Source organism: Streptomyces sp. BK022 (genome assembly GCF_004217355.1).
Lineage (GTDB): Bacteria > Actinomycetota > Actinomycetes > Streptomycetales > Streptomycetaceae > Streptomyces > Streptomyces griseoluteus.
Window position 1 is genome coordinate 89,307 of record NZ_SHKU01000010.1, and the last position, 19,530, is coordinate 108,836.

12 protein-coding genes are annotated in these 19,530 nt (G+C 72.7%); all 12 read left to right on the forward strand.

Going from position 1 to position 19,530, the window contains the following annotated elements:
• The first annotated feature begins 26 nt into the window (after positions 1 to 26).
• Entirely contained in the window at positions 27 to 536 is a 510-nt protein-coding gene (locus tag EV284_RS33475; RefSeq protein ID WP_242625886.1) for a hypothetical protein, read from the forward strand.
• Between the two features lie 41 nt (positions 537 to 577).
• Entirely contained in the window at positions 578 to 958 is a 381-nt protein-coding gene (locus EV284_RS32365; RefSeq protein ID WP_130340555.1) for a hypothetical protein, read from the forward strand.
• The gene (locus tag EV284_RS32370) at positions 958 to 3,408 is read left to right on the forward strand and encodes a phage portal protein (RefSeq protein WP_130340557.1); all 2,451 of its coding nucleotides are present in this window, start codon (positions 958 to 960) and stop codon (positions 3,406 to 3,408) included. The genes EV284_RS32365 and EV284_RS32370 overlap by 1 nt, the downstream gene beginning before the upstream one ends.
• A gap of 6 nt (positions 3,409 to 3,414) precedes the next feature.
• Positions 3,415 to 3,627 carry a hypothetical protein gene (locus tag EV284_RS32375; protein WP_130340559.1) on the forward strand — a complete coding sequence of 71 codons (213 nt, stop codon included), beginning with the start codon at positions 3,415 to 3,417 and terminating at the stop codon, positions 3,625 to 3,627.
• A 47-nt stretch (positions 3,628 to 3,674) separates the two neighbouring features.
• A complete protein-coding gene (locus tag EV284_RS32380; RefSeq protein WP_130340561.1) occupies positions 3,675 to 4,688 on the forward strand; it encodes a hypothetical protein in 1,014 nt (337 codons plus the stop codon).
• Positions 4,685 to 4,852, forward strand: coding sequence for a hypothetical protein (locus EV284_RS32890; RefSeq protein WP_165425700.1), 168 nt, complete (start codon positions 4,685 to 4,687; stop codon positions 4,850 to 4,852). Before EV284_RS32380 ends, EV284_RS32890 begins: the two co-directional genes overlap by 4 nt.
• 56 nt (positions 4,853 to 4,908) lie before the next feature.
• Positions 4,909 to 14,763 carry a hypothetical protein gene (locus EV284_RS32385; RefSeq protein WP_130340563.1) on the forward strand — a complete coding sequence of 3,285 codons (9,855 nt, stop codon included), beginning with the start codon at positions 4,909 to 4,911 and terminating at the stop codon, positions 14,761 to 14,763.
• 10 nt (positions 14,764 to 14,773) lie between these two features.
• Positions 14,774 to 15,040 carry a hypothetical protein gene (locus EV284_RS32390; RefSeq protein WP_130340565.1) on the forward strand — a complete coding sequence of 89 codons (267 nt, stop codon included), beginning with the start codon at positions 14,774 to 14,776 and terminating at the stop codon, positions 15,038 to 15,040.
• 127 nt (positions 15,041 to 15,167) lie between these two features.
• Entirely contained in the window at positions 15,168 to 15,761 is a 594-nt protein-coding gene (locus EV284_RS32395) for a hypothetical protein (protein ID WP_130340567.1), read from the forward strand.
• A gap of 3 nt (positions 15,762 to 15,764) precedes the next feature.
• Complete coding sequence (locus tag EV284_RS32400) at positions 15,765 to 15,974, forward strand: hypothetical protein (protein ID WP_130340569.1); 210 nt, start codon at positions 15,765 to 15,767, stop codon at positions 15,972 to 15,974.
• 59 nt (positions 15,975 to 16,033) lie between these two features.
• Positions 16,034 to 17,986, forward strand: coding sequence for an NUDIX domain-containing protein (locus tag EV284_RS32405; RefSeq protein ID WP_130340571.1), 1,953 nt, complete (start codon positions 16,034 to 16,036; stop codon positions 17,984 to 17,986).
• Positions 17,987 to 18,188: 202 nt separating this feature from the next.
• A complete protein-coding gene (locus tag EV284_RS32410) occupies positions 18,189 to 19,490 on the forward strand; it encodes a phage major capsid protein (protein WP_130340572.1) in 1,302 nt (433 codons plus the stop codon).
• Positions 19,491 to 19,530: the final 40 nt, after the last annotated feature.

Consider the following 19,530-nt stretch of genomic DNA (forward strand, 5'->3'; position numbering starts at 1 on the left):
CCCCAGCGCGGTTTCCGGAGGAAACGGTGTCGACAGCGATAGCCCCCCAGCAGGAGTCCCTCTTCGCGTGGCTCACGGACGAACCGGTGCCCTCCGTGCCGCAGGTGAAGGCCGAGCCCCTGCAGAAGACCGCTCCCCCGCCCGCGAAGCCTCCGACGGAGACGAAGAGGCCGGCCCGGAAGAAGAAGAAGGACGACCTCTCGCACGTGTGGGTGGTGGCCGCCGAGGTCGAGGTGGAGCCGAAGATCGCCAAGATGGCCGACAGCAAGGGCAGCTTCAAGACCCCGGAGGGGATGCGCGTCGACGCGCTGGACGTGTACTGCCGCGAGTGCCGCCGCCCGTACGACGAGGTCCGCGGCGAGGACTGCGCCGCCAAGATCGACAACAGGCACCTGATCGGCGGTGACCAGAGCGTGCGCGCGAAGCGGAAGCCGGCCCCCGCGCCCCCGAAGAACGCCCGCATCATCCCCGGTGGCCGCATCAACCGGCGGGGAGTCGACGCCTACATGAGCGGGGTGTCTCGCCCGCCGCGCTGACCACGCGACACTAACGCCGGCCGCGCCCCACTGTGCGCGGCGTGACTACTGAGCGAACCTCTTGGGCGCTAGCGCGCGAAGCCGTCGGCCTGGTCCTCACCGCGTTCGGCGTCCTCGGCGTCCTCGTGGCGCTGGGCCAGGTCCACTGGAGTGCGGCCCTCGCCGCGATAGCCGTCCTGTTCATCCTGGCGGGCGTCTTCCTGCGGCCCGACCCCAGCTTCCCCCGCTGGACGCACATGCTGCGGGGCGTGCTCGGTGTCACCGGCTACCTCGGGCTCATCGTCTGCGCGTTCAACCTGTCCGTCCCACTCGGGTGGATCGCGGTGTTCACCGGGGTCGGCATCGTCGGCCTGCTGATGGCCTCCCCCCGCGACACCGCCCCCGAGAGCGGCGCCGCTGACCAGGGCGAGGGGGCCGCCTGATGCCCCGCCATCTGCTCCCCGCCTGGCGCGGCCTGTTCGTCCCCCGTACCGCCGCAGCCGCCGCCCCGCTCGCCCCGGCCGAGACCAAGGACCTCTCCTTCACGGGCAGCTACGCGTCCGTGACGTACGCCGGTGTCACCAACGTGTGGGGCACTCCCGGCCGCGCGGACGGCTGGGACCTCGAACGAGTCATCATCGAGGGCTACGAGCGCAGCATCTGGACCTTCAAGGCCGTTGAGGCGATCAGCAAGCACGCCGGCTCGTTGCCCATCCAGATCGGCCGAGGCGGCGACGAAAGCCGCTTCGCAGAGACCCTCGACTCCCACCCGCTCCTCAAGCTGCTCAACAAGAAGGCCAACCCCTTGGAGAGCGGCGACGTCTTCAAGAAGCGGCTCTCCGCGCAGCTCCTGCTCAGCAAGAAGGGCGTCTTCATCGAGAAGACGTACTCCCGCGCGCGCATCCTCGTACGGCTCGATCTGCTCCCGCCGGACCGAGTGCGGATCATCCCGGACGACGAGAACGACGACTACGTCAAGCACTTCGAGTTCACGGACTACCGCGGCCGGGTCCGCATCCTGCTGCCCAAGCACGTCATCTGGATTCGGGACCCGCACCCGTACGACCCGTTCAGCGGTGTCACCCCGCTGGAGGCCGCCGGACTGTCCGTCGACCTGGACGTGAAGGCCCGCACCTACAACATCAGCTTCATCGACCGAGACGCCCGCCCGTCCGGCATCGTCGGCATCGACCTCGAAGGCGTCGCCGATCAGGAGATCGACCGCATCCAGCGCCGCTTCGCGCCCGGCGCCCACCAGGCCGGTGAACTCGCGCTCGTCGGCACCGGGAAGGGCGGCATCACCTACGTCGACACCTCCACCCGGCCGCGCGACATGGCCTACGAGACGATGTCGAACATCTGCAAGGGCGAGATCCTCGCCGCGTTCGGCGTGCCGGAGAGCGTCGTCGGCAACGCCTCCGAGCGGACGTACGCCAACGCCGACCGCGAGGAGTGGACGTTCTGGGACCACACCGAGCTGCCGCACCTGAACCTGATCGCGTCCGGGTTCGACGACGACCTGGACGACGAGTGGGTGGTCCGGTTCGACACCCAGCGCGTGCAGGCCCTGGAGTACCCCCGCCGCGCCGCCCGCGAGGAAGCCCGCAAGGAGTTCGAGGCCGGGCTCATCAGCGTCGACGAGTACCGGGACGTGGCGAGGAAGCCCAGGTTCAACACCGCACAGTCTCGCGCCCTGTGGATCAGCCCGCAGAAGGCACCCATCGCCGCGAACGACGCCGACGCCGCCACGCTCGGCCTCACCCAGGGCGGCCCGGGCGCGCCCGGCGCCACCCCCACCGGCGCACCCCTGCCCGACGGCGCCCCGGCCGGCAACGCGGCCGCCGACGTCGCCGCCGCCAGCAGCGCCCCAGCCAGCGTCGGGGACGCGGCCGCCGACGTCGCCGCCGCACGCGCGCAGCAGCCGCCCGCCGGCGCGACGGGCCGTGCTGCCGACGCCGTAGAGGCAGCCCGCGCCGCCAGCGCTGGCATCGGCCCCGGTAACGCGGCCGCCGACGTCGCCGCCGCCAGCAGCTCCCAGAGCACGCTCCGGCCCGGCCCGGCCGCCGCCGACGTCACCCTCGCACGCGAGTCCAAGGCGCTGCCACAGAGCCCGCAGCGCACCGGGTCCGAGGTCACCGAAGACGACTTCGACACCCTCGCCGCCGCCGTCACCGCCGCGCTCAGCCCGCTGCTGGAGCAGCAGGAGGGCGTCATCATCGCCCGGCTCCGCGCCCCGAAGACGCGCAAGCACACCCGGTTCTGGCAGCCCGAGTACGAGCACGACACCCGAGGCGGCGACGCCGACCTGGACCAGGACCGCGTGGTCTCCGCCGAGCGTTGGGCCACGGAGGCCATGACCGCACTGGCGCCGATCCTTCAGCAGGCTGCCGTCGAGACCGCCCGCAAGGTAGGCCGCGCCCTCACGGGCACGGACACGGTCACCCCGGCCGCCGCCGCGGCCGCCATAGCCAGCGCCGCGTACGCCGGCCAGGCCGTGACCGCGTTCCTCGCCGACCTCGCCGACGTGCTTCAGGGTGCCCAGCAGGGCCCCGTGACCCTGGACGGCCTGATCGACGCCGTGGGCGGCCACTACGAGGCGGCCAAGCCCGCCCTGATCGAGCGGGTCGCAGAGAGCTGCGCCGTGGCCACCATCAACGGGGCAGCCGACGCCGCCGCCGAGAACGCCGGACCCGGAGTCGTCCGCACCTGGGTCACCCGGGGCGACGACCGCGTACGGCCCGCCCACAAGGCCCTCAGCGGCAAGACGCTACCCGTCGGCACCCCGTACACCGTCGACGGAGCCAGCCTCCGCTACCCCGGCGACCCGTTCGCCCCGCTCGGCCTGACCATCAACTGCCGTTGCCGTCTGCGCTACACCACCGAAGAGGAGTAACCCGCCATGTGGGCAGCCATCTGGATCGCCTGGGGCGTGACCTTCGCCGTCGTTGAGGGCCTCGCCCTGACCAACAGACGCGACGGAGACACCCTTTCCGAGAACACCCGACGCCTCTTCCGGACCCGGACCAGCAAGGTGGGCAGAGCCATCTTCGCGGTCGCCTGGATCGGCTTCTCCGGCTGGTTCGCCCTGCACATCCTCACCGAGACGATGTGACAGGGACCGAAGGGACCCAAGAACTGACAGCCGCTCACCCTCGCGCCATGCCAGAAACCAAATCAGCAGCCTGGAACGCCGCGCTCCACCCGCGAGACCGCTTCGGCCGGTTCATCGAGACCGGGGCGATCGTCTCCCTGTGGAGCACGCCCGGTCTCTTCCGTGTGCGGCGCCCCCTGGGCGGGAGCAGGGTCTCCGTCGAGCCCGTGTTCGGCGGGGAGCCCCGTACCGTGGCTGCGGACCGGGTGCAGGTCATCCCAGCTCTTTCACCCGCGTCCGCGCTGGAGCGGGAGCACGCCGGGCTGAACAACATCGTCACCTCGCCGAACACCGCGGAGGAGGTGGCCAAGGCCGTTGACCGGGCGCGGAAGGCCATCGCCAAGGTGCACGGCGTGCCCGACGTCGTCCCGGTCCTCCCGGTCATCACCCAGGTGGACCGTGCCGGGAAACTGCCCGCTGCCGGCGAGTACCTGGTCAGTCCCTCACCCGGGGGTGCGGCGGAGCCGGTCAGCCTGTTCATAAGCCCCACCGGTGTGCAGCCCGCGCTGACGGCTGTTCACGAAATCGGGCACGTGCTCGACCATCTGCTGCTCGGCGCCGGCCGGGACTGGTTCGCCACCAGCGGGCGCGGCGAACCGGTGCACGTCGACGACGACCTGACCGACTGGTGGGCTGCCGTGGAGCGCAGCAAGCCGTACCAGTTGCTGCGGCTCATGCAGCTCCGGCTACGGAACAAGGACACGGTGCACTGGTCGGTGATCAGGCATCCGTCGACGGGCGAGGAACGCCCGGTCTCCGTCACCCGCGGGGAGGTGGACTACTACGTCAGCCCCCGGGAGATGTTCGCCCGCGCCTACGCCCAGTGGATCGCGCTGCGGAGCGGTGATCCGGTCCTTCTCCAGCTGCTGAAGAACGACATCGAGCGCGGCTTCGGCAACATCATCAGCGGCTTGAGCGGTTGGTACCCTCGCCAGTGGCCCGAGGAGGACTTCGCCGAGATCGCCGCCGAACTCGATGCGATCTTCGCGGCCAGGGGACTGCTCAAGGGGGCCCAGTCATGATCAAGCCGGAGCTGCTGGACGAGTTGATCGCCGAGCACGGCGTGGACGCCTACAAGGTGGCGGCGGAGATCCTCGAAGCGGACGAGAAGAGCTGGCCGGCGCTTCCGCCCGGCGACTACACCATGGATGAGGCCGACTTCGGGTTCCCCCCGGTCCCTTCCTGATCCGGCGCGGCCCGTAGGCCGCGACATAAGCAGCGCGCGGTGTGCAGTGTCCGCGCATGCTGAATCGTCCCACTGCACAGGCCCTGTCGTCCGACCTGAGCGACGGCCTCGAAGCCAAGGCCACGCGCCGCCCGTGGAACCCTGCCCTGCACCCGCGCGACAGTAAGGGCAGGTTCATTGAGACCGGCGGCGTGGTGCGACTGTGGGGTGGCAAGCTCGCCCGCGTCGTCCGCGCGCTCCCGCACGACCGCATCCTCGTCCAGGACCAGAGCGGCCCGAACCAGTTCAATGGCGAGCGGCGCACCAGCAGCGCCAAGTGGGTGACCATGGTCGCCCGCCCGGACGGCAGCGCACCCACCGGCGACGAGAAGAAGGTTGCTGAGGAGGACGAGCGCCGCCAGGTCGACCCGCGCCGCGGTAACGGCGTGGTCCACGACGATGGCGGCGACCCGGACACCCCCGACGACCCGCACCACGTTGACGACCAGGGCCAGCCTCTCGGGGACGACCACGGTGACGGCCCGGACGCCGGCGACGACCAGCCCGAGTCGGCCGACGCCGCGCACCCGGTCAACGTTCGCGCGCTGCCCAACCAGCGGTATGCGGACGGGGCCCGCTACGCCGACACCGCGGCGGTCCGCGAGCACTTCCTCCAGCTCGCCGAGCAGCCCAGCACCCAGCCCGGCATGGCCGCCTTCCTCCGCTCGGTCGCACACGACGACGACCTGCACGTCACCCCGTCCGGCCGTCTGGCCATCCTCCGCAACAGCGACGGCCGCTGGAACCTGACCGCCACCGGCACCGGGCAGCGCATGGACGACGCCGGCGACTTCGCCACCGTCCAGGACGCCACCCGCTTCGCCGAGCACCTGGAGGACGAAGTCCGGGCCTCGAACGGCAAGCCGTTCGACTTTTCCGACCCCTCCCTCGACCAGGCCGCCCGCACATGGCGCTCCGAATGGAACGAGAACGTGCAGGCCGCCATCGTGCGGGCCCGCACCGAGTTCTCCGCCGAGCAGGCTGCACCCCAGCAAGACCCGAAGACCCCGCATCCGGACGCGCCCGGCGGACAGGTCACCCTCAGCCCTGACGAGGTGTCGCAGTCCCTCGACGCCGTTCGCCCCGAGGGCTCCAGGGCCCCGTCGACGATGACGGACGCGGAACTCCGTGACGAGATCGTGGACCTGATGGGCCGCGAGATGGAGAACGGCGGGGAACTGTCCGGCCCCGACCGCACCCGCATGCGCGTCCTGGAGGCCGAGGAGGCCCGCCGCGCCGGCCGGGCACCGAAGCAGGACAGCGCGAAGCCGAAACCCGCCGTCGACGAGGGTGGCCTCTTCGACATCGACCAGCCGGTTACCGCCCAGCCCAGCCGGGCCGCCGACCCGAACAACCCCGACGACCAGCCCGACGACGAGCTGGGCACCCCGGACATGTTCGCCGACCACGAGGGACGCGACACCGCCGGACTGCGTGCGGCCGAGATCCGCAGCGCCGCCGAGCTGGAGGTCGGCGACCGCTACGCCGACGCGGACGGCAACGTGCACACCGTGGCGGAAAAGCCGGTGCGCACTCCGCGCGGCCGCACCCGCCTGGTCACCGACGACGGCCAGGAGCGGCTCTACACCGCCGACGCCGAGGTACGCCTCCAGCCCAAGGACGAGACCACCCCGAACGGCACGCCGAACAGCCCGGACATCGCCCCGGAACCCACCCCGGACGAGATCCCGCCCGTGCCGATCGGTGAGCAGCGGCCGGCGGACATGGACGACGCCGCCCTCCAGGCCGAGATCGACGCCATGGAGGAGTGGCGGCAGCGGCACATAGTGCCCGGCGGCGAAGGCCCCACTGTTCCCCGGCAGGAACTGAGCCCGACCGTCAGCGCGATCGGTGACCGGCGCGGCAAGCTGATGGACGAGCAGCGGCAGCGCAGCACCCGGCAGGAGGCACGGGAGCGCGCTGAGGCGGAGCAGCAGGCGAAGCGGGACGCCCTGGCGCGCGCCGAGGTCGGCAAGCGGGCCGCGGACGGCACCTTCCCGGTCACCGTCGACGGGGAGAGCATCGGCTCGGTCGAGAAGACGGGCCGGGACTGGTACGGGACGTACAGCGACGGCACGTCGGTCTACGACCACAAGACCAAGGGTGACGCGGTCGCCGCGCTGGTCCGCCTTCACGACGCGCGTACGCAGCATGAGCAGGACCGTGTCCGGCAAGAGGAGGCGCGCACGCAGGCCCCGGAGGGCTGGCTGTTCGGCGACCGCGACGACCTCGCCGAGAACGACATCATCCGCCTGCCCCGAACTCAGCGGGACCGCGACGGCCGCGCCTACCCGGTGGGCTGGGGCGAGCCCGTCCGCGTCCGTTCCGTGGAACGCCACGACAACGGCCGCATGACCCTCTCAGTGACTCACCTCGACGGCTCCCGAGCCGGGACCGGCGTGGTCATGATGGACGGCCCCGGCAAGGACGCCGGCTTCGTGTGGGCGACCGACCGGACCAGGCCGGAACCCACCCCGCAGTGGAGGAACGAACTCCGTCCCCGGATGGCCGACATCGGCGACGACGTCGCCACCCTGCTCAACCACGCCGACGGGATCGACGGCCAGGACCAGGACCGGATGCGGCGCCTGGGCGAGCTGATCCGCCGCGTCGAGGACGGTGACACCGAGGATCTTCAGGCGGACCTCCGCAAGATCCGCGACGAGGCCGCGTGGCTTGAGGAGCAGTACAACAACCCGGATCTGCCGTACGAGACGCGCACCTACAGGTCGTGGGCAGTGGCCGCGCACGGGAAGGCGCAGCGCGCGCTGGACCACCCGGACTTCCAGCACGGCAGCACCGGCAACGGCCCGGACACCGCCCCGGACGCGGACGCTCCGAACGCCGGCAGCGCGCCCGACTGGGCTGACGACCTGGGGGACAGCGTCTGGCTCGACCAGCCGAGCAACACGCACGACTCCCGCAACATCTACGTAGACGGCCGTATCGAAGCACTCCTGGGCGGGGACCGGGCGCAGGGCGGGTACTACTGGTGGCGGCCGGGGGGCCAGAGAAGCGAAGAACGCTTCGACACCCCCGAAGAGGCCGCCCGCGGCTTCGCCAGCGAGCTGCGGGAGAACAACCTGCCGAGCCTCAGCGCGCCTGCCGACGGCGGCGACGGCCACGACGGCGGAGACGGCCGGGCCAGCCGCGCTCGGGACCTGTTCGGCGAGGGCATGAACGCGGTGGGCGGCGACTCGCTGCCGGAGATGCAGGAGCTGAACGACCGCCTGGGCCGGGCCGACACTGCGGAGGACCGGGACGCGGAACTCGGCGACATCGCCGACCGCATGGACGGGCTCGCTGACCAGTACGGGCTCGCAGGCCCGCAGGGTGAGCTGGCTGCCGACCGGTTCCGTCGCGCGGCGCGTGCTGCGCGAGGCGAGCACGACGACCACGACAACCGTGCAGACGCACCCCGCGACGACCAGCACGGCGACGACAGCAACGAGCCGAACCCCGACGACACGCAGACCCGCAACGACGACCAGAGCCAGGCGGACAACGAGGACGAGCAGCGCGGGGACGACCAGGACAACGGCCGGCCGCGCAGCGACACGGACCCCGACGGAGCCGGTCCCGACGGCGGGCCCGACGCTGGCGGCCCCGGCGCCCCCGATTCCTCCGGCGAGGACGGGGACTCGACCGACGACAACCGCGGTGACGCCCCCGACCACACGGACGAAGAGGGCGACGCCCCGGGCCCCGACGAAGAAGGCCAGGACGAGGAGGACAAGAACGACGACGACAAGAAGCGGCGCCGCCGCAGGAACAGGGACGGCGGGGGTCCGGGAGGCCCCGGTGGACCCGGTGGCCCGGGCGGCATGGGACTGCCCCACCTGCCCCGGCTCAGCCCGCCCGCCGCGCCCGGAGGAGGCGACGGCGACGGTCGGGGTCGACACGGCCGGGACCGGCACCCGCGCACCGGCCACGACGGCACCCCGCACCGCGACACGGAGTCGCTGCGCAACGCGTGGCGCACCGGAGCAGGCCTTACGGAGGCCGAGGACACCCCGGAGCGGCGTGCCGCCCTCACGGAGGCCGCCGACCGGGAAGGACTCCAGTTGTCCCCGGACGGCGGTCTGGCGACCTGGCCCGAGCCGCAGGCCGACGGCAGCACCGTGTGGCGGTTCGCCCAGGCCCGCAACGGCTCCAACCTGCCCGGCGTCACCCTCACCACCGACGACCCCGAGGAAGCCCGCGCGCTCGCCGGACGGTTCGAGGACCTCATCGGCAACGACGGACGCCCCTTCGACTGGCAGGCCGCATGGGGGCCGAGCAGCCTCGCCCAGTGGCGCGACAGCGAAGGCCGCACCCTGCCCCGCGCCCTGCGGGACGTCCAGGAGGACTACGAGCAGGAACGCGCCGGCGAGTTCACGCTGCCCGACGATCTGTCCACCCTCGACGACGGAAGCCTGGAAGAGGCGCTCCGGCACGGCCTCGGCCCGCAGGACTTGCAGCGCCTCATGGCGGAGATGGACCGCCGCGACGGCCACACCGACGAGCGGGTCCGCGCCGCCGTGCCGGACACCCCGCCCGAGGACGCTGCCGAAGCCGAGCGCCGCGCCCGCGCCATGGACGAGGCCCTCGGGTTCAACGGGACCGACGTCACCGAGCCCGTGCCGCCCACCCCTGGACGTCTGCGCCGCGAGTTCGACGCTGCCGACGAGGAGCGTTTCCAGGCCGCCATGGAGGCCACCGGCGGCCGCATGCTCACCCCCGAGGCCGAAGCCGCCGGGGTGGACCCGCGCGCCGTGTTCTCGGGCGGCAAGTACAGCAACAAGGCCGCGCGGGATCTGGCGTCCCCTGAGCTGAACACCTGGCTGTACGGCGACGACACCACGCCCGGACACGGCCGGCTCACCTACCCGCAGTACCGGGCGCGGGAAGCCGACCGCGTGCTCCGTGCCGAGTTCGCCGACTGGGACGACGCCCGCTACCGGCAGGCCATCGAGGCGACGAACGGCTACTTCTTCAACCGGGAGCACAAGTACGGCGACCCCGGCTTCAACGAGCGGGAGCTGTTCTCCGGCGGCAGCCTGTCCGCCCGCGACCGGTGGCGGCAGTACGCCAGCGAGGAGTTGCAGGACTGGTACGACGCCAACGGCGGCCGTCAGACCTTCGCCCAGTACAAGGAGGCCCGCCGGGCGGACGACCGGGCGGAGCGCCACCAGCACGAGGAGGAGCAGCGGCGCGCCGCCGAAGGCGTTGCCACCGGCAGCACTGCCCCGGAGGACGTGCAGCCTGCCCCGGCGGCCGACGCCGACGCCGGTACGCCCGCACCGACGGCGGCGCCCCGAGCGACGATGCGAGGGGAGAACGAGGAGGACGCCGCAGCCCGCTTCGGCGGCCGCGACCGCATGCAGGAGTTCGCCGCGAGGGCCGAACTCCGGCCCGACGCTGCGTCGGGCGGCGAGGCGGTGTGGCTGGACGGCCGCAGGATCGGCACGGTCGTCGACCTGAACCGCAACACCCCCGAGCGCGGGCCCCTGTGGCGGGCCCAGCCGTACTTCGGGCTCGACGAGTCCCGTACCAGCCGGGCCCAGTCCCGTGACGCGGCTGTCGCCGATCTCGTCTCCCGGGCCGAGCAGGACGGCCCCAACGACTCTACGCACCCCAGCGAGGACGTCTGGGACACCGTCACCCTTCGGATGGCCAGCGTGAACCGGGAGCTGCCTCCGCTCCCGGACTCCCTGCGTAACGATCCGGACGCCCGCGCCCGGTACGAGCGGCTGACCGGCATGGTCGACGCCTTCCGGGACCAGCGTTCGCCCAGCGGCGACCTGCGCAACGACCTGGTGCAGGCCCGCGATGACCTGACGTGGCTGCGGGACGCCGTGAGCCGCTCGGGCGAGCCCAGCCAGAACCGCGAGACCGTGGCCGACCTGGACTCGCGGATCTCCTGGGCTCAGGACATGACGGACGCGCTCGGGGAACCGCCGGCCGGTGACGTCGCACGCCCGCTCCCGGACGCCGAACCCCACGTCGCCGGCGACACCCCGTCTCCCGACCTGCCGTCCCCCGACGCACCGGACGACACCCCGGACACCCCGGCCCCGCCCGCTGAACCGGCGCCGCTCCCCGGCGAGGCCCCGGAACCGGTCGACGGCCAGCCCGCGCACTGGGCGCGCGTCGCCGACCTCACCCCCGGCGACATGGTCCGCATGACCGGCACCACCCGGCGCGGCCGCCACACCCAGCGCGCCGGATACCTGTACACGGGACCGGTCCGCGTCGAGGTCACCCGCCGCGGCCGCACCGAGCAGATGTGGCGGAGCTGGGTCACCGCGAACCCGGACGGGACCGGCTCGGCCGGCAACGTCTACACACCGCTCAACGCCGCCGCCGCCCGCGCGGAGACCCCCGGCAACGTGGCGCCCGGCTCCCCCGCCAGCGGCGCCCAGGCCGCGCTGCGCTCCGGCGACCTGCCCGACACCATCCCCTCCGACCGTGAGGGACGCGGCCTGTTCCCCGGCAGCACCGTGAGCGGCCCCGGCGACCGCGCGGGCACCGTGACGGGCGCAACCAGCAGCACGGTGTCCGTGGACTGGACGGACGGAGACGAGGAGGACGGGCTCGCCCCGAACGTGCTCACCGTGACCAGCGAGGAACGCCCCGACGGGTGGACGTCGTCCGGGCAGCGGATCACGTCCGGCCAGGTCGTGTCCGGCACCGACGGTGCTCTCCTCGGCCCGGTCGACGACGTCGACGGCGACCGCGTCACCATCACCACCTCCTCCGGAACCACCACCCGGAGCGCCGCCGACCTCCAGGTCACCGGCCAGGTCCGCGACGACGCCGCCGACACCCCGCCCATCACCGGCATCGACACCCCGGCGGCCGCCGACATCAAGGAGGGCGACATCGTCGTCCTCGACCTCGACGGCACACCCTCCACCGTGGCGGTCACCGGCAGCAGCCGCAGCGGCGACCGCGTCACCCTCCAGTACGCGGACACCACCACCGGCGAGATCGGCGAGATCGACGTCGACTCCACCGCCGTCCTGGCCCGAGCCCACGGGGAGGACGGCCACGCCCCCGACCTTGGCCCCGGCGACGCCCCCGACGCCGATGACGACCTGGTCGTGCACGAGCCGCCCCGCCGCATCGACCCGGTCACCGGCCCCGTACTCGACCCCGGCCTCACCACGGGCGACCGGGACATCATCGGCGACCATGCCGACGGCCCCGACGACGACCCGGACGCCCAGCAGGCCGCGGCCCGGATCGACGACGACCTTCCGGTCACCGACCAGCAGGCGGCCGCGCTCGCCACGCAGCTCCGCAGCTCCGCCGACCCGTCCACCCCCGAGGGCCGCGCGGCGATGCGTGCCGCCGACCACCTCGACCAGGCCGCCGGCCGCACCCCGCCCACCGGCCTGGACCGGCCACGCCCGTCGAACGTCGCCCAGCTCGGCGAGGGCGACCACATCGCCATGCCCGACGAACGCCACGGCGACCAGGTCCGCGTGTTCCGCGTCATCGACGCCGAAGACGCCCCCGGCGGCCTGCGCAGCCTCCTCCTGGAAGACGAGGACCGGCAGTGGCGGCGCCGCCTCGTTCACGGCGCCATGCCCGTCTGGCAGCTCCCCGAGGCCCGCCCGGACGAGCCGACCCCGCCCGCCCCCGACGACGCCCCGGACCCGGTCGCACCGTCGACCCCCGCAGCACCGTCGGCCCCCGCGGTCACTCCGGCTGCCCCGGCGCCGTCCGCGCCCGTCGCCCAGGCGCGCCCCGGAAGCCTCCGCGTCGGAGACGTCATCGACGCCCCCACGTCCCGCACCGGCTACCAGTTCCAAGGGCACCGGCGGCTCACCATCATCAGCCCGCCCCAGCGCAACGGCTGGTGGATGCAGCTCACCGGCGTAGACGATGAGGGCAACGTCCACGACTTCGGGCTGCACTCCGGCCGCGCAGTCAACGTGTACGAGCGGAACCGGCCCACCCCGGCCCTTCCGCCGCTCGGCGCGCCCCGCGACCCCAACCCGGCCCCCCAGTCCAGCGCCGACCGGATCATCGCCGACCATCCCCGAGCGGTAGCCGCCCGGATCATCGCCGACGCCATCGCGGGCACCGACCCCGCCGGAGACATCCACGCCCTGCGCGAGCAGATCGCCCAGCGCCTCACCGCCGAGGCTCTGCGCGACGCCCGCCAGGCCGCCCGCCGAGACGCCCACGCCGCCCTCGACGACGCCGGCGTCACCGGCCGCGACCGGGCCGCCGCGATCCAGGCCCTCAAGCAGGCCCGGCAGGACGCCCACAAGGCGACCGTGCGGGCCGCGCTGCGCACCATCAACGACCTGGAGCCGCTGCCCGACGAAAGCGACGAAGACCTGGCCGCCCGCGCGCGGGACCTGCTGAACCTGATCCCCGACCAGATCGGCGGCCGCGCCGCCCACCGCCCCGGTGACCGGGCCCCCGGCGTGACCCGCTCGGTCACCGGGCACGTCGACGACGCCGTGAACACGGTGCTGCGGCAGTTGCAGGCCGCGGGTGTCGACCCCGGCGACGCCGAGGGCATCGTGCGCGCTCTCACCCAGCAGACGGGCCGTACCCGGCAGGCCACCGCCCGCCGGATCGCCCGCCAGGTCACCGCCGCCAACCCCGACGCCGCCCGCCAGCCCGGCATGTTCGCCCACATCGTGGCCGCACTGGTCAAGATGGCCAAGCGCCTCGCGGAACTCGTCCGCGCGGGCGCCCAGAAGATCGCCGAGAAGTGGGAGGACACCAAGGAGCGCGCGGCCCGTCTGCGGGCGTTCCTGGGCCGCATGGTCCGCCGGGTCCGGGAGTGGCCCGAGTCCCGCCGTCTGGCCCGCCTGCACCGTGCGGTGAACCTCCCCGACGCGGAAGGCGAGTCCCTGGCCGCCCGCATCACCCACTGGGCCGGACTGATGCCCGAGCCCGGCCGATTCGGGCAGACGCAGCAGCGTGTCACCTGGTGGCGCCCCACCTCGTGGGCGCAGCTCGCCGCCGGACGGCTCCCCGGCCGCTCCGACCGCATCGGCTGGGCGCCGGACCGCGCGGCGGACGGCGGGCCGGGCCTGACCGGGCTCCGGCACCTGGCCGCGCTCCGCGCCGCCGGCAGCGACGTCGACCAGGCCGTGACCCGCCGTCTCTCCCAGGCCCTGGGCGACGACTTCGGGGACGACCCGCACGGCGCGCTGCAGCACGCCGACGACTACCTGGCCGCCGCCGAGCGCCGCCTCGTCAGCCTGCAGGCGGCCCGGTCCGACAGCCTCCTGCACGCCGACCCGGACCTGGACGTGGAGATCGCCGCCGCCCAGGCCGAGGTCACGGGCGCCCGCAGCGAGTGGGCGGACCTGCGCGACCGGTACGCCGCCGCAGTCCCCGACGCGGTCGCCGACGCCCTTGCCGAGATCCGCGACATGGGCCCCGAGGGCAGCGCCGGGCTGGTGTTCGGCCCGGACTCCACACCGGACGCCGAACGCGCCGTGCGGGGCGTACAGCGCCTCATCCCACGCACCTGGCTGAGCACCCCGGCCGCCCGCCGGATCACGGCTGTGGACGGCACAGCGGGCGACTACGAGCCCGACGACCAGCACATCACCGTGGCCGACCTCGGGGACGACGGGGCGGGAACCGCCGCGCACGCGCTCGCGCAGCACCTGGCGCGGCACGTCGGCGACCTCGACTCCGCCCAGCGGGCCTACTGGTTCTCCCGGACCCACACCGGCCGGCCCGGCGCGCGCCGGATGCGGCCGAGCCGACTGTCCCGCGTGCTGCGGCGCGAGCAGACGCAACCGGATACGGGTGACAGCTTCGCCCGGTCTGTGCAGGCGATGTTCAACGGGGACTGGTACCTGGACGACGACCTGCGGGCCTTCCTCTTGGGCCTGCTCGCCACCCGATAGGAGAGAGCCGATGTTCACCGTCACCGGAGCCTTCGACGACGGCGCGACCTACACCGTCCAGGTCACGGGGGACGCCGCCCGCCCCGTGGCGGGGTCGCGTCGCGCGGCCGCCCTGGTGGAGCTCCACCAGGGCGAGCAGATCGCGCTGTCCCCCACAGGCCCCCGGCGGCCCGTCGACGGGGCCGATACGGCGACCGTCCTTGCCGTGCTCCGCGAGTACACCGATGTGATCGAGGAGGGGCCGGGGGCGCCCCGGCGGGCTTCGGCCCTGCAATAGAGCCGATCCGGGCCGCTTGCACAATTGTGCAAGCGGCCCGGCGGACGTCCGGTCGAACCCGATCCCCACCGTTTCCTTGCGCAGCAGGAGAGGACGCAAGCCCCACCTGCTGGGCACGGTGCGCGCCATGACCAGATACGGATTCGCCATCAAGGCGCTCCCCAAGGGCGCCAAGCCGTTCGGGGAAGAGGAAGACGACAAGAAGCCCGACGGCACCAGTGAGCTGACACAGCCCGACGCCGGCACCGGCCCTGCGGAGCCCGAGCCCACCCCGGCCACGGACAATCCGTTCGCCGACCCCGGTACCGAACAGCCCGACCCGGCCGCCGACGAGACCTCCGATGGCGGCCAGGAGCCGGCCGAAACCGAGGCGGAGACGCCGCCGGATGCGCCCGCTGACGACGCCCGCCCCTGGGCTGGGGACGAGTACAGCGCGGGCGACGAGAGCGACCCGGCCGACGCGTTCTCCGCCTACACCGGCAGCAACGGAGAGCAGGCTTGGCTCGACAGGGACACGGACGGCACACTCACCGGGTGGGTCCGTGACTCCACGGGCCAGGTCTGGCGCTACACCGACCCCGACGCCTGGGCCGACGACGTCGACGGAGCCCAGATGACGCAGACGCACAGCCAGGCCAACGGCGACACGACCAGCCAACAGCCGGACTCCGCCACTGCACCGCAGGCCGGGGTCCAGGACTCGATGTTCCAGGGGAGCTGACCAGTGCAACTCGACCGCCAGACCGCCCTCGCGCTGATCGCCGAGGGTAAGGCCGCGCAGGCGAATGGAGACCCCTCCGACGCCTGCCCGTACGACCGACTGGGCAACGCGGAGCAGCAGTTCGGCAGCCGGTACTGGACGAAGGGCTGGTCCACGGCCCGCTCGGCAGCAGAGGAAGCCCAGACGGCCGCCCCGGCCACAGCAGGACACTAGGCAGGCGCACTCGGCACGGTGCCCGGCAGTTCACTGTCGTCCACCGGAGGTTCCCCGCCGTGCCGAGCGCTCCACCCACCCCAGCGTCTCTTCCCGCCAGCCTGCGAGGCGTCGGCCGCGCGATCTACGCCGTCACCGGCGTCGTCGACGAGGTCAACGACCTCATCCTGCCGGGCGCGTTCACCAAAACCCTCTCCACCCGGCCCGTCAAAACCGTCTGGCACCACGAGTGGAAGGAGCCGTGCGGCGTCGTCCTCAGCGTTGAGGAGTGGCTGCCCGGCGACAAGCGGTTCGCCGAGATCCCCGACTGGCCCGCCCAGGCCGGCGCGCTCGTCGCCACCGTCTCCTACAACCTGCGCACCTCCAAGGGCCGCGACACCTACGAGCAGGTCAAGCAGTGGCACGAGCGCGGCGAGGCCGCGTTCTCCATCGGCTACCGCGTCCCCGAGACCGCCGCGACGAAGCGAGCCGACGGCGTCCGCGTCATCCACTCCCTGGACCTGTTCGAGGTCTCCCCGGTCCTGCACGGCGCGCACCCCATGACCCGCTCCCTGGAGATCAAGTCGGCGGCCGGGACGGCTCCGGACATGGAGTACAAGGCCACCGCCACCGCGATCACGCTCGCCGCCCCCGAGAGCAGCGACGACATCAAGGTGGCCGGACTCACCGTCAAGGCTGCCGACACCAGCCGGATTCTCCTCATCCAGCGCGCCCTCGACCCCGAGGACCCCGCCGCCGGCACGTGGGAGTTCCCGGGCGGGCACCTGGAGGACGGCGAGAACCCCCTCGCGGCCGCGCTCCGCGAGTGGCAGGAGGAGACCGGCTCCGAACTCCCCGCCGATGCGAGCGTCGTCGGCTCCTGGACGGCCCCGAACGGCAAGTACCGCGGGTTCGTCGTCGTCGTCCCCAGCGAGCAGAGCGTCCCCATCAACCGGCCCGCCGCCGAGCGGCCCCTCGCCAACCCCGACGACCCCAAGGGCGACAGCCCCGAGGTGACCGCCTGGTGGCCGCTGCACGCCCTCCCCGACATGCCGCTGCTACGGCCCGCCTGCCGCGACACCCCCTGGGCACTGCTCACCGGGGCGTCGCTGCCGCAGAACCCGGCCAGCGGGAAGCCCAGCCCGGCCGCGCAGCAGTTCGCCGCCGCGGTGATGGCCGCCTACACCTCCCCGGCCGCCGGAGGCGAGCAAAAGGCCCACGCCGACGTCGCCGCCGCCCGCGCCACGCCGGCCCGCATCGAGCACAAGTCCGCCCACACGGCAGTCGCCGAGGCCAAGAGCCTCCCCACCCCGCCCACGGAGGCCCCCGCCATGTCCACCTATCTGCCCGAGTCCATGGAGGCGTTCCAGTCCCGGCTCCGCGGCCTCGTCCGTGACCTGTTCCGTGAGGGCAACGACGCCGCCTGGCCGTGCATCGAGGGCACCTACCCCAACCAGGTCATCGTCACCGTCCACTACGACGACGGCAGCAGCGAGGACGGCAACGCCTACGCCGTGCCCTACACGGTCGACGCCGACGGCGGGATCACCCTCGACACCCCGCAGCCCGTAGAGCTGGCAACCGTCGTCATCCCCCAGGGCGACGGCGCACAGCGGGAGGCCACCGACACCGAGGACATCGACGCCCGCGTGGTGCAGCCCGCCGTCGAGGCCCTCACCGACGCCACCGCCCGGGTCAGCAATTCCGGCGCGGACGCCGGGCAGCTCGAAGACGTCCGGGCCTCCGTGCGCGAGCTGATCGAGGCGCTGTCCGCGAAGGGTCTCGACGTGGCGGCCGCCAAGGTCGAACGGCCGGCTGCCGCGCCGTCGGGGAACGCCCTGGACCTGTGGGATGCGGACGCCTTCCCCGAGGACGAGGAGGACGAGGAGGAGCTGCCGAACCCCGACCCCGACGAGGACGACGGCGGCGACGAGGACGACGAAGACGCCGAGGAGACCGTCCGGATCGACCCCGCCGAGATGAAGGCCCTGATGGAGGCGTTCGAGCTGAGTCGCACCCTGATCCCGAGCTGAGTCGCACTCGGACCAAGGATCTTCGGCACGGAAAACCCCAGGTCAGACCCTATGCGCTGCCCGTTCCAGATTTCAGGAACGGGCAGCGCGCGACGTTAACCACTCCCACCCTCTTCCATGCGCCTCGCGTTCGAGGCGTCCCGGTGCTGGCCGGGCGAGCGACGCACGTCAACCGCACCCAGCATCAGGGAGAGCAGCAGAAATGCCCGCCACCACCAGCCGCATCACCGAACTCCAGCGCCAGCTTGAGGCCAAGTCCGCCGAGGCCGACCGGATCAGCTCGACCTTCAAGGTCGAGGACAACGGCGGCTTCGTCATCTCCACCGAGCAGGCCGCCGAGTTCCGCAAGATCGCCGCCCAGGCGCAGGAGATCAAGGGCCTCATCGACGCCGAGCAGGGCCTCACCGATATCAAGCAGTACCTCGAGGCCCCCGAGCGTCCGTCGGCCGCCGGCTCCCACTACGGGCAGAACCCGCAGATGGAGCGGAAGTCCCTCGGCGACCTGTTCCTCGACTCCGACGGCTACAAGAGGGCCCGCACCGCCGACCCGAACCTCCGCAACAAGCCCGACATCCGCGCGGACATCGAGGGCAAGTCCATCTTCTCCCTCTCCGCCGGAACCGTCACCCACCAGGCCCTCGGCTCGGCGCAGACCCTCACCCTCGGCGAGATCCCCCGCCGCAAGTTCCACATCCGCGACCTGTTCCCGAAGTCCACCACCAAGGCCGCGGTGCTCTACGGCGTCCGCGAGACCGGCTGGGTGAACAACGCCGCGCAGGTCAAGGAGCGGTACGCGGCGGACGGCGTCAGCCCGGCCACCGGCGACGACTCCGACACCTGGGGCCGGGCCCCCCGCTCGAAGCTGAAGCTGTCGAGCGTGATGTACCCGGTCGCCGAGGTCGCCCACCTGCTCGACTCGCACAAGAACATCCTCGCCGACGAGCCCCGGCTGAAGAAGTTCATCGACGACCGGATGGTGGAGGGCGTCAAGTTCGCCGAGGACTGGGACCTCCTGCACTCCAAGGGCGACGCCCAGTCCCTCACCGGCATCTACAACACCCCCGGCGTCCAGCAGTACAGCGGACTGGCCAGCGACAAGTACTCCGTCCAGATCCGGCGCGCCATCACCAAGGCGCTCCTGGCCGAGTACTCCCCGACCGGCATCGTCCTCTCCCCGACCATGTGGGAGGAGGTCGAGCTGGAGGAGGACGACAACGGCGCGTTCCGCGTCGCCCTCGCCGTCGCCGTCGGCGCCGAGAAGAAGGTGTGGAAGCTCGACGTCGTCGAGACCACGGCCATGCGCGACACCGACTTCCTGATCGGCGCGTTCGGCATGGGCGCGCAGCTCCACGACAGGGAGTCGGTCTCCGTCACCGTCTCCTCCGAGAACGGCACCAACTACGAGCAGGGCGTCATCACGTTCCGTGCCGACGAGCGCGTGGCTCTCGAGGTACCCCGCCCCGAGAGTTTCGTCATCGGCAAGTGGACCGAGCCGACGCCGTAATGACCCCCTGACCGAGACGGCGCCCAGGGGGAGGCGCCGC